This is a genomic window from Kroppenstedtia guangzhouensis, from assembly GCF_014637345.1.
Taxonomy (GTDB): Bacteria; Bacillota; Bacilli; order Thermoactinomycetales; family DSM-45169; genus Kroppenstedtia; species Kroppenstedtia guangzhouensis.
Window position 1 is genome coordinate 1 of sequence record NZ_BMEX01000030.1, and the last position, 11,482, is coordinate 11,482.

10 protein-coding genes and 1 other RNA gene are annotated in these 11,482 nt (G+C 53.1%); all 11 read left to right on the top strand.

Going from position 1 to position 11,482, the window contains the following annotated elements; translation table 11 throughout:
• The first annotated feature begins 1,311 nt into the window (after positions 1-1,311).
• The 11 genes from IEV46_RS17035 (at position 1,312) to IEV46_RS17085 (ending at position 10,957) form a co-directional block, all read left to right on the top strand.
• Positions 1,312-2,001, top strand: a complete 690-nt coding sequence (locus IEV46_RS17035) for a hypothetical protein (protein ID WP_188433717.1) — start codon at positions 1,312-1,314, stop codon at positions 1,999-2,001.
• Between the two features lie 13 nt (positions 2,002-2,014).
• A complete protein-coding gene (srtD, locus tag IEV46_RS17040; protein ID WP_188433718.1) occupies positions 2,015-2,692 on the top strand; it encodes a class D sortase, LPxTATN-specific in 678 nt (225 codons plus the stop codon).
• A 19-nt stretch (positions 2,693-2,711) separates the two neighbouring features.
• Positions 2,712-2,782, top strand: an RNA gene (locus tag IEV46_RS17045) — hammerhead ribozyme type II.
• Between the two features lie 137 nt (positions 2,783-2,919).
• Positions 2,920-3,711, top strand: coding sequence for a conjugal transfer protein (locus tag IEV46_RS17050; RefSeq protein ID WP_188433719.1), 792 nt, complete (start codon positions 2,920-2,922; stop codon positions 3,709-3,711).
• A 16-nt stretch (positions 3,712-3,727) separates the two neighbouring features.
• Entirely contained in the window at positions 3,728-3,985 is a 258-nt protein-coding gene (locus tag IEV46_RS17055; RefSeq protein WP_188433720.1) for a hypothetical protein, read from the top strand.
• The gene (locus IEV46_RS17060; protein ID WP_188433721.1) at positions 3,985-4,401 is read left to right on the top strand and encodes a TcpE family conjugal transfer membrane protein; all 417 of its coding nucleotides are present in this window, start codon (positions 3,985-3,987) and stop codon (positions 4,399-4,401) included. Before IEV46_RS17055 ends, IEV46_RS17060 begins: the two co-directional genes overlap by 1 nt.
• Positions 4,402-4,424: 23 nt before the next feature.
• Complete coding sequence (locus tag IEV46_RS17065; RefSeq protein ID WP_188433722.1) at positions 4,425-6,953, top strand: ATP-binding protein; 2,529 nt, start codon at positions 4,425-4,427, stop codon at positions 6,951-6,953.
• Complete coding sequence (locus tag IEV46_RS17070; protein ID WP_188433723.1) at positions 6,953-7,504, top strand: hypothetical protein; 552 nt, start codon at positions 6,953-6,955, stop codon at positions 7,502-7,504. Before IEV46_RS17065 ends, IEV46_RS17070 begins: the two co-directional genes overlap by 1 nt.
• Positions 7,501-9,324 carry a CD3337/EF1877 family mobilome membrane protein gene (locus IEV46_RS17075; protein ID WP_188433724.1) on the top strand — a complete coding sequence of 608 codons (1,824 nt, stop codon included), beginning with the start codon at positions 7,501-7,503 and terminating at the stop codon, positions 9,322-9,324. The genes IEV46_RS17070 and IEV46_RS17075 overlap by 4 nt, the downstream gene beginning before the upstream one ends.
• Before the next feature lie 15 nt (positions 9,325-9,339).
• Complete coding sequence (locus IEV46_RS17080; RefSeq protein ID WP_188433725.1) at positions 9,340-9,912, top strand: hypothetical protein; 573 nt, start codon at positions 9,340-9,342, stop codon at positions 9,910-9,912.
• Positions 9,884-10,957, top strand: coding sequence for a peptidoglycan DD-metalloendopeptidase family protein (locus IEV46_RS17085; protein WP_188433726.1), 1,074 nt, complete (start codon positions 9,884-9,886; stop codon positions 10,955-10,957). The genes IEV46_RS17080 and IEV46_RS17085 overlap by 29 nt, the downstream gene beginning before the upstream one ends.
• Positions 10,958-11,482: the final 525 nt, after the last annotated feature.

Genomic DNA, 11,482 nt, shown 5'->3' on the forward strand with positions numbered 1-11,482 from the left:
GAACGATGGAAGCGGCTTTTGCACGCTTTGCTCGTCCTGTTGTTCGTTGACCTGCCTAAAACAGCCGTCCTCAGCGAGTTGATGGAACTCCTGAGGACGGCCGTCTCCGACCTGTGGCCCGGCAGATAACGCCAAATACTGTTTCCGGGTTCACAGAGAAACCTGGGCGGGTCGGCCGCCGCGGCGGCCGACCGATTGCCCCGAAGGTGGAGGAGGTGCAACTCCTCCACCCCCATTATATCGGGTGGAAATTGGAAAATCAATTGGGGAGTGAACTCAAAGACCGGGACCTGGTCTTTTTTTGTGGAAGGGTCATGAGTCCCAATGGATAAAAGGGCGTCTTCAGAAGGATCCATTATTCAAGATTCATAGAATCCTGAAAGAAATGTATGGTATACTCTTCCTGGTGGGAGTCATCCCGCCAGGGACAATCGGATAGGTGTGGTTGCCGGGTCGGCGGATCCCCCAGGGAAGAGAGGGGGTGAAGCCATCCCAGGTTCGGTTGGGCCACTGCCTCCGAGAAGGCAGCGGCAAGGCAAACCGCTTCCCCCGAGGAGGAAGCGGCAGCGAAGGGAACGATGGAAGCGGCTTTTGCACGCTTTGCTCGTCCTGTTGTTCGTTGACCTGCCTAAAACAGCCGTCCTCAGCGAGTTGATGGAACTCCTGAGGACGGCCGTCCGAAGCCTGTGGCCCGGCAGTTAGCACCCAATACTGTTTCCGGGTTCACAGAGAAACCTGGGCGGATCGGCCGCCGCGGTGGTCGACCGATTGCCCCGAAGGTGGAGGAGTTGGGCCTCCTCCACCCCCCATTATATCGGGTGGAAATTGGAAAATCAATCGGGGAGTGAACTCAAAGACCGGGACCTGGTCTTTTTTTGATGCGTGGTGGGTCACGGTCTCAGTTTCCTTGAAAAACCGATCAGGACTCCAGAGAAGTAAACATTCCATCCTGTTGGCCAAAAGAATTCCAATAAATACGGTTCAACGCCTGAATGAATTACGCTCTGGATATAAGGTGGCAAGGGTGTGAAGGGATGGGGTTGGGATGCATCTTCGAAGGAAAAGGAGGATGCTCGGTCGGGGTTTACAACCGATAAATAAAAAGTAATAGCCATAAAAAACTATTGAACTAAGAGATCCATGATCTATAATCGAGTATGGAGGTAAATCATGGGTAGTCAACCATGATCTCCGCCCTTCTCAAACTCCAGGGGGTGATAGATCAGGAAAAGGAGGGAATGAATCGGTTCGCGGAATCATCCAACCGGAGGATTTGAGCAGAAAGATATGAATCACCGTTGGGAGGAAGCTATGAACAAACAAAATATCTGGACAATTGTTTGCTTGTCGATATTTGGTTCTATGACATTGTTTGGGTCTACTGTGATGGCTTTTCCCGGTTCAGAAGAAGCTCCGCTGGATGAAGCGCCGACCCGGGAAGTACCGCCGCAGGCCAGCCAGGAAGTGCCGGGGAGCGAGTCCAAACCTGAAGAGCCCGTGTCTGGACAGGCTCCCACAGATTCAGTGCCGGAGCAAAAAAATCAACCCGATCAACGGAAGATCGATCAACCTGTGGAGCCAGAGAGTCAGGAACCGAAAACGGATCAATCTACCGATGTTCCTGATCGATCTCATGCCGATGATGCACCAGCGGGGAAACAGGAAGAGTACACATCGTCAGGATCCAATCAGAAGAAGGAAGAATCTTCACATCATCCGGAATCTCCACCTTCCACATCGGAGGATTTCCAGGACGATGTTGTCCTGGCCCAGGGCGGTAAAGGAGAGAACGATGACCAAGATTCCTCGGTAACTTCTTCTGATCATTCTTCTCCAGGCAAAGGGGATGAAAAAGAAGCTCCGAAAACTGAATCGGATGAAATGGTCAAAACCGGTTCAGAAACTTTGCCGCTTCTGATGCTGTCTTTCGGAATCTTCGGGATGGTGGCTACCTTGGCCGTTCGGTTTCGGAAGCAGGTTGTTGGTGTGTTCACCAATTAAAGGCGGGTAGGATGTGGAGCGGTATTATTACCTGAATGACCCTGAGCCGGCCTGGAAGAAGGGATTGCTCATCCTCATTGGGTTAATCGGCCTAGGTGGATTGGGATTCAGCGGCTACTTCGGGATCCAGATGTGGTCGGAGGTGCAGCAGGCCCAGGCGTATGAAAAGCCGAAACCGGAGGAATCCTTGGCAGCCCAAATGGCAAAGTCGGAATCACAGCCGGAGCCTGAACCGGATCTGGCGGATGAAGGAACCAGCACTGTCTGGGAAGAGCGCCCCAGCACCGGAAAAAAAGTCGGAACCTTAATCATTCCCCGAATTGATGCGGAAATCCCGATTTGGGAGGGAACCGGGGATCGGGAGCTTTCCAAAGGGGTGGGCCATCACCAGACCTCAGTCCTCCCCGGAGAAGGGGATAATTGCGTCCTTGCCGGACACAGGGAAACTGCCTTCCGCCGGGCCAAGGAGATTCAGAGAGGGGATGAGATGACCATTCAGACCCGGGAAGGAACCTTTATCTATGAGGTTCAGAAGACCTGGGTGGCTGACGAGAAGGACAAAACAGTCATTTCTTCGGTGGGAGAACCAGTCTTGAGAGTCTATACCTGTTGGCCGCTGTCCGCGTTGTACAGTGGCTACGCTCCGAAGAGATACGTGATGGAAGCTGAACTGGTGGAAGTCAAAAAATAAGATGCCTATCTCCCAAAAAAGGCGAAACGGTGGTCCGGGATCCGGCCGCCGTCGTCCGGGGGTGGTGCCCCGGGCCTGATGAGGCGAAAGCCAGTAGCCAGCCGAAATGGAGAGGAGGGACGGAACTGAATACACGACAGTTTGGGAAGTGGAAACGAATTGGCTTCTACGGTCTGATCGGTTACACGGCCTTTTCTACCACACTGGCATGGTCCATTCAACTGGGGGTGATTCCATCGTCCCCACGGACGGCCGAAGCAGAGGCGACATCCGAAAAAAAGGCCGAAATCCCATCAAATCAGCTGAGTGCCCAAACCTTTGCCACCAACTTTGCCCGGGAGTATCTTCTTTGGACGAAGGAGAAGGAGGATTCCCGCAAAGAGCGGTTGGAGCCCTATCTTCATCCGGAGTTGGATCCTCAAGCCGGATTGGACATGAGTAAGGTGGAATGGGATTCCTGGGCCCGGGAGGTGGAGGTCTGGGATCTCAAGCCTTTGGGCAAAGGGAAGTGGGAGGCGCTGATCTATGCCCAGCTTCAGATGAGCCAAGGGAAAAAGCAGAAGCGGGTAGATCGATGGATGAAGATCCCGATGGAGAAGGCCGGGGAATCCTTCCTGGTGATCGCGCCCCCCTACTTTGTAACAGAGCCAAAAACGGCTTCACCGTCAGAAACGGAAGCCGATGAGAAAAAAGGGGACGCCGTGGACAGTGTGGTTCAGGAGGATGTGGAGACGTTTTTGAACTCCTTCTGGAAAACCTATACCACCGGCAAGCCGGAGGAGATCCGTTACCTCATGAAGGGAGAGGGGGAAACGGAGGGGTTGACCGGAATTCTCGCCTTTCTGGAGATGAAAGATCTGAGTGTTTATCAGGAAGGGGAGAGCTACCGGGCGGAATGTACGGTTCTCTTTCAGGATCTGGCGTCCGGCGCTGAGGTGACTTACCCCTATACCCTCTATCTGGCGCAGGAAGGTACGCGCTGGTATGTGATGCAGATCGAACAGAACGAACGTCATTGAGAAAGGGAGGATCGACATGAATCACTTTGCCATTTACCTTGCTGCCGGACCAGGAGAGAAACTTCTCGAAGGGGGGAGCAAGGAAATCGGTTCCCTCTTTTTGTTGGGGATCGCGGTGGTTGCCGTCTACCTGTTTATGAAACGGGCTTTTACTGCATTTCTGGGTTTTTCGGTGTTTGCCATGATTGTAGCTGTTTTTGTTTTCAGTCCGGAAACCATTACGGGACTGGGGGAGAAAGGTTTCAAGTGGATTTTTGAAGGCTGGTTGTCCTGATGAAGGTGTTACGAACCTATAACCAGGTTTTCCGGATAGAGAAGACGGTCTATTCCGTGGAGGGGATTCGACTTCCCTTCCCGGTGACCTATCGACAGGCAGGATTTTTCGTCAGCACGCTTGCGCTGATGCTGGTACTGAATTCGATTCCCCCGATCCATTGGACAATGGATTCTGTGCCGCTGTTAAATACCTACCTGGTGAAATTCATTGGAATTCCGGCACTTTCCGCTTGGCTCCTCACCAAAAAAAGCCGGTTGATGGATGGAAAGGCCCCGCATCGTTTTCTTTGGCGCTGGGCGGAATACCAGCTGTCTCCCCGCCAGTTTCGAAGATATCAGGAAATAGAGGAGCCGAAGGGGGGAAGGTGGCAATACGAAGGGGTCGTGGCCTATCGCACCACGGAAACAAAGTGAAAAACGTGAGGGATGGCTGATATATGGCAACCCGAATAGCTTTTCCAGTAAAGTATTTTGAAGGGAACCTGATTTTTGGGATCAACGGTCAAGTATACGCAGGGTACGCCTTGCCGGATCAACATTATGAGTATCGGTCGGAACACGATCAACTGACTCTCCATGACCGACTGCAACGTTTCTACTGGAATACAAAAGCAGATACTCATGCTTTGATTGTTCCGCGTTTTCAAAGTATTGCGGAGCCCTTTAACGTTTGGAATCTCCGAAAACCTCCCAAAGAATTGGCGGAGGAAGGGACCCGTTATATTGAGGAGTGCATGGAGTTTCTGCGGGGGCGGGAGGTCAGTCAATACCGGTTTTATATGTTTGTACGACTTCAGGAGACCGATGTGAGCGGCTCCTTTTTCGCTCAACTCAAATATGCAGCCAAGGATTTCAAACGATATCTCGCCGATCGATCCGGGGTGGATGCCCCGGAGATTTTTGAAGAAGAGATGGAAGCGTACTCGATGCAAGAGCAGCTGGTATTTGATCGAATCGAAGAGGATTTGGCCGGGGAGCGTGTGACTGCAGAAGAGATTCAATGGCTGATTCGCCGCGGATTTTACCGGGGGATCGGAGAGGTCCCCATCCGAAAGGGATGGGAACCCAAAGCGGATCGGATTCAATCAAAAGGGAAAAAGGCCCGCCGCCCCCGGGAACGGGAGATTCTGACTCTGACGGAAGGCTTGTTTGATGCCACTGCCGGTCGGCGTCTGACGGTGGAACAGGTGGTGGACGGGAAAGCGCGCAAGGGTTATATGGCCTTCCTGACCATTTCCTATTTTCCGGATCACCTGGAGTTCCCGGGGGATGAATGGCTTCTCTGGCTGAACCGTCTCCCCTATGGGGTGGAAGCTTCGGTCCGAACCGAGTATCTGGACTATCGGGAAGCTTTGGACAAGGTTCGAAACAAAAAGAAGGAGATTGCGGCTGAAGATGAGCACGCGGAAGACAGTGGAGTTCGGGCATCCCAGCAGCTTACGGAAAGCGAAAGTGAGGCCAACCAATTAGAAAGGGACTTGAGTCAAGACAAATTCCCAATCCTCAAAACCTCCATCATCCTTTGTGTTTCGGCTGCGAGCGAAAGAGAACTGCAGTTGCGGGTTCAGGCGGTTCAGGATCTTTACACAGATGAACTGTTCCAAGTGGAGGTTCCCTATGGGGATCAATGGCGGTCCTTCAACGAAATGATCCCCGGGGGCGAACGGTTGATCACCGACTATATTCACTTTATGGAACCGGCCACCGTGGCCGCCAGTATGATCGGATTCAGCCGACAACTGGGAGACGGCGAGGGTTTTTATATTGGAGATTCCGGACACCAACCGGTCTTTTTCCTCCATGATCGGGGGCCCCGCCATCCTGAGTTGACCACGACAGGTTCCGCCGTGATTGTTGGGAAGGTTGGGAAAGGAAAAAGTCTTCTGGCCAAACTTCTTGCCTATACTGCACTGTTGATGCGGGCCAAAGGGGTGGTCTTTGATCCAAAGGATGAATGGAGGAAGGTGCTTCGGCTCCTGCCGGAATTACAGGAGATCTCCCGTATCGTGACGCTTCGATCGGTAGAGGAAGACCGGGGAAAGCTGGACCCGCTGGCCGGTGCCTCCAAAGAGGAGTTGGTGGAAGCAGGAGAGACAGCCAAACGGATTCTTCAGTTTTTGGCCCGTACCCCGGATGGGACCTATGAAGCGACGGTGCTGGGGCGGGCTGTCGATCAGGTCATCTCTGAAGCCCGGGATCGGGAGAACCCTCGTCATCCTTCTATGCTCCAGGTTTTGAAATACTTGAAAGAACGGATGGAGGAGGCACCTGAACGGCGAAGGGACCGGTTGGAGGAAATTCACGAGGTTCTCAGTTACCAGGCATTTTCCGGCCAGACCCAATTGCTGTTCGGTGACGGAACTCAAAAACCGATTGAGCTCACTCAGCAGTTAACGGTCCTTCAGGTGGAGGGGTTGGTCCTCCCCCAGGACGGGGAAACCGATTTCGGCCGGATTGGGCTGGCGGTGATGATGGCGATTTCCGATTTCAGTCGTCGGTTTTCCAACCAGACATCAGATCAATTCAAATTTGTCCTTTTCGATGAAGCCTGGAGACTCTCCAAAGTGAAGGAAGGGCGGGATATTTTGGAAGAGTTGATCCGAACGGGACGGAGTAAAAACTCGGCCATCTACATCGTCTCTCAGTCGGCCTCCAAGGACCTGATCGGTGACGAAATCAAGATGAATGTGGGATATCAGTTTGTATTTGGGCCGGATACACCCCAAGAGGCGGTCGCCGCCTGTGAATTGCTTGGGATTGAGGCCAATGACGATAACATCGACATGATCAAAAATCTGCCGGCGGGAACTTGCCTGATGTCGGATCTGGAAAATCGGGTGAATGAATTGCGGGTCAACCCGGTTCAGGAACGCCTGCTGCGGGCTTTTGACACCCGACCGGGATCGGAGGAGGATCTGGGGGAAATGGAGCAAACCCAAAGGAAGCACAAGGAGGCGGTTATCTGATGAAAAAAGAGTCCGGAATTGGCTGGTGGTTGGCGGTGGGTGGATTTGTTGCGATTGCATTGTTGGTGGTGGTGGCTTATGAGGAGGGGGAAAAGGCGTCCATTGGGGAAGGGAGAGTCTCTCCCACCCACTCCCCCGACATTGACGAACCGGAGACAATCAACGGCGTCAGTGCCCGGGACGTGCCGGTCATAGTGAAGGATGCTTTTTACTGCTTGGATTGGAAGACATTAAAAATTTTTCTGACCAAAGAGGCTTATGAGGATGCCAAGGAGTACTATTCAGATAAGCAGAGTGGTTGCGAAGAGAAATTTACGGAGATGTATCCGGGATATCGGTTGATCGAATACAAAGCAAATGAAAATTTGTATTACTATCAATTGGATTATCCCAGCTCTAATTTCAATTCAGTCTCCCGCAAGGAGTACTTTCCGGTCTTCAGAGCGAAAGGAGGATGGAAAACATTTCACGACATGAGTTTGCAACAATGGGTGTATGAAACCCAGGATTTGGTCCCGCAGGTCATCAAGGGGGTGCATGACCGGCCGTGAAGAAAAAAATAGGGATTGTTTTGGCGATCCTGACACTCCCCTTGGTCATTGCCGCCGCCGTTGCTTTTGCTGATGACAATGATACCTGGGGGCCGGAGCAAAAAAAGAAGTATGAGGAGTATCTGAAAAAACGGGAAGAAGAAAAGGCGAAGCGCGAGGTTGGGGAAGGGGATCTGCCGGACGATCTGGAGGCCTACAAGAAAGTCCAAGAAGCGGAGAAAAAGAAGAAGGAAGAAGAGAAAAAGAAACAGGAAGCGGGAGAACCAGACGATTTTGCTTCTCCGGGGACTCAAAAAAAGAAGTTGGGAGAGGGACATCTCACGGCTTACGATTATGCGGTGAAGTTCCCGGAAGAGCGTCTGAAACATGTAGAGGAAGATTTGGGCTACTCCATCCGTTACAACGATTATTACCCCAGCCAGTATTCTCTGGAATTGGTTCTGGATGACACATATTTCTGGGAAATCGTAGACAGTGCTTCCAATACCGGACACTTTTTTATTCACCAAATTATCAACAGTATGTGGCAGGCCCTAGTGGTGTTTGACTTCCAAGTGATCTCCGTGGTGGAAAACGGATTTTCAACGGATATTGTCGATGTTTTTGCAGACGCGGTCGGCTCTGTGGTACAGAAGATTGCCGGTTTTGATGGCGATGGGATTGGTTCCAATGGCATCTGGGGGGAGATGATCACCTTTATGATTGTCTTGGCCGGTGCCTGGGCCGCCTATATGTTGATAGTCAAGCGGGCTTCCACCCGGGCGGCCTCCGGTCTGGGCTCCACACTGCTGGTTCTGATCCTGGCGCTGGCCCTTTTCGGAAACGCCTCCGGAGTGATGAAGTATCTGAATGAGATCTCCTCCGGTTTGAGTCAGGAAGTGCTCGGAGTCGGGGTGGATCTGACTCCGAAGAGTGAAGCCCGAATCCTGGAAGAAGAAAGACAGCTCCAAAAGGGGATCACTCCCGCCGAACCCCGGGAAACCCCCAAAGAAGCGATCAGTTTCAAAATGGCGGATCGTCTGTATGAGATGCTGATCTACGAACCTTATATTCTGCTCCAATATGGCAAACCGCCACAGGAGATCACCCAGGAGCGGGCGGATGAGATTCTGAGACATAAGGTTGCAAGTAAAGAACGAATGAAGGCTGTTAGGAAAGAAGTTAATGAAGAGAACACGCACATGATGACGACGGCTGGAACTTTTGAGCGGTTCACTGTGGTCAGTCTGCTCTGGATCACCCACCTCATTTTGGGAATCTGTTTCCTGATCATTGCGGCTGCTATTCTATTCTTCCAGCTGCTGTTCATCATCTTGACCCTGTTTGCCCCTTTTGCGCTGTTGATGGCGATCATCCCCAGCTGGACCTATGTGGCGATCAACTGGTTTAAGCGCTGGGTGGGGGCGATCCTGATGAAATTGGTCCTGTCAGTGTTTCTGTCTATCCTCCTGACCATTTCTCAAGTCCTGTACAGCACGGTACCTTCCTCGGATTACGGATACATCTGGACGATCACGGTACAATTGATCCTCGTGATCGGTGTGATCTGGAAGCGAAAAGACATCTTGGACATCCTCCGGGCGCCGGTTCGAAGCGTGGACAACATTCCAGGAGAGAGGGGCGGCGTGGGGATGGTCACCAACCAACTCCGAAGGGGTTACTACATGACACGGCGCTTGAGCCGCCGCGGAAGTGGTGGAAATCATCCGGGATCCGGTCGGGAGGGTTCATCGAGGGGGAACCGCCAAGGGAGAACCCGGCGAAGAAGTGGTACTTCCTCTCAACCGCCCCAACAAGCAGCGAATCAACAAACGAGCTAAGAGGAGGACCGGTGTATGTGGAAAACACTGTTTAATCCCAATCTTCCCAGTGGACGCCGCCGGCTGTTCGTGTTCCTCCTCTTGGTTTTCTCCATTGTCGGTTTTGGTACCCGGCATCTTCTGATCCACCTGGGGTGGGTCGGATCCAATCCGGAGCCCATTCCACAAACACCTCCCGAAGCTTCTGTCCCCCAAGCGGATTCTGATGAAGAGGAGGTGCTGGCAATCTCCGAAGCGGATCGAAAAGAGGCCCGGGAAGTGGCTATCAATTTTGTGAAAGTGTATCTCCAATATGGGCCCGAAAAAGAGAAGGTGTTTCTGGAGAAGGTCAGCCCTTGGGTAACAGCCTCCCTGTTGGAGGAACTGACACCGGCGGGGCCTCAATCGGTGGAATCCATGAAAGCCAACCGGGTGGAAGATTACCACCGGGAAGAGGCAGGTCAGGTGGTCTGGAACGTGTGGGCCACCCTGGGCCGGGGAAAGGGAAAGTATGAAGTGGTTCACGAAGTCGCTCTGATTCGGGAAGCCGGGAAATGGCGGGTACAGGAGGTGACGCCGGTTGAGTACCCAGACCTCCACGGCGAGTGATTTTGCGAAGTCTGCCGCCAAAACCGCCGCCAAGTCTGCTGTCAAGTGGGGAGTGAAGTGGGCGGCTAAACAGGGGGTGAAGCGGACAACTCAAGCGGCAGTCGCCGCCGGCGGTTGGAAAGTCATTTTGATTCTCCTGGCGGTGGCGCTGTTATTTCTGATTCCGATCTTGGCAGTGCTGGGGGTGGGATTGCTCTCCATCTTTACCACGGAACCTCCCGGGTCCCAGGGGACGGTTGGCCAGATAGCCGGGGTCAAGTATGCGGACATCATCAACGAAGCGGCAGCCCGGTATGGGGTGGATCCGGCATTGATCGCCGCCGTGGCCAAAGCGGAGTCTAATTTTAATCCAAAAGCGGGCTCCCAGGCGGGCGCTCGCGGGGTGATGCAGGTGATGCCCTTCAATGCCCAGGGGGCGAATCTCTGGGATCCACGGGAGAACATTTTCCGGGGGACGGAGATCTTGGCCGCCCACATTCAGAAATATGATGGTGACTTGGAGAAAGCCCTGGCCGCCTACAATGCGGGGCCGGGGGCAGTGAGCAAATACAATGGCATCCCTCCATACAAGGAAACTCAAGCTTACGTACCTAAAGTGTTGAAGTATTACAAACAGTACCAACCAATGGTCAAAAACGGACAGATCGTGGCAACCTTGGGATATGGAATGCTGGCTCGTCCGGCGGAAACGAAAGTCAGCTGTGGATTTACCTGTTATAAAAATCACGGGGGAATCGACTTCTCCGGCAGAGGGAACCGAGCCATCTATGCTGCAGAAAGCGGAAGGGTGGTTCGGAAGGAGGACCGGGATGGGCAAAGTTATGGCACTTTGGTGGTGATCGACCATGGAGGGGGAATCGAAACGGCCTATGCTCACATGTACTGGAAAGATATTCAAGTGGAAACCGGGCAAATGGTAAGGCGGGGCCAGCGGATCGGCACGATGGGGAACAACGGAAATTCCTCAGGAACCCACCTTCACTTTGAAGTCCGTCAGGATGGAAAGCGGGTCGATCCGATTCCCTGGTTGGCGGATAAGGAATAAGGAACGATTCGAATAAAGGTGAAATAGATAGAATCTTGACAGAAGTGTATGGTATACTCTTCCTGGTGGGAGTCATCCCGCCAGGGACAATCGGATAGGTGTGGTTGCCGGGTCGGCGGATCCCCCAGGGAAGAGAGGGGGTGAAGCCATCCCAGGTTCGGTTGGGCCACTGCCTCCGAGAAGGCAGCGGCAAGGCAAACCGCTTCCCCCAAGGAGGAAGCGGCAGCGAAGGGAACGATGGAAGCGGCTTTTGCACGCTTTGCTCGTCCTGTTGTTCGTTGACCTGCCTAAAACAGCCGTCCTCAGCGAGTTGATCGAACTCCTGAGGACGGCTACCCGAATCCTGTGGCCCGGCAGCTAGTACCCAATACTGTTTCCGGGTTCACAGAGAAACCTGGGCGGATCGGCCGCCGCGGCGGTCGACCGATTGCCCCGAAGGTGGAGGAGTTGCACCTCCTCCACCCCCATTATATCGGGTGGAAATTGGAAAATCAATTGGGGAGTGAACTCAAAGACCGGGACCTG

Excerpts from the sequence above, each read along its gene's own strand:
- IEV46_RS17065 (WP_188433722.1), top strand. The coding sequence starts at position 4,425 with ATGGCAACCCGAATAGCTTTTCCAGTAAAGTATTTTGAAGGGAACCTG.
- IEV46_RS17060 (WP_188433721.1), top strand. The coding sequence starts at position 3,985 with ATGAAGGTGTTACGAACCTATAACCAGGTTTTCCGGATAGAGAAGACG.
- IEV46_RS17080 (WP_188433725.1), top strand. The coding sequence starts at position 9,340 with ATGTGGAAAACACTGTTTAATCCCAATCTTCCCAGTGGACGCCGCCGG.
- IEV46_RS17070 (WP_188433723.1), top strand. The coding sequence starts at position 6,953 with ATGAAAAAAGAGTCCGGAATTGGCTGGTGGTTGGCGGTGGGTGGATTT.
- IEV46_RS17055 (WP_188433720.1), top strand. The coding sequence starts at position 3,728 with ATGAATCACTTTGCCATTTACCTTGCTGCCGGACCAGGAGAGAAACTT.
- IEV46_RS17035 (WP_188433717.1), top strand. The coding sequence starts at position 1,312 with ATGAACAAACAAAATATCTGGACAATTGTTTGCTTGTCGATATTTGGT.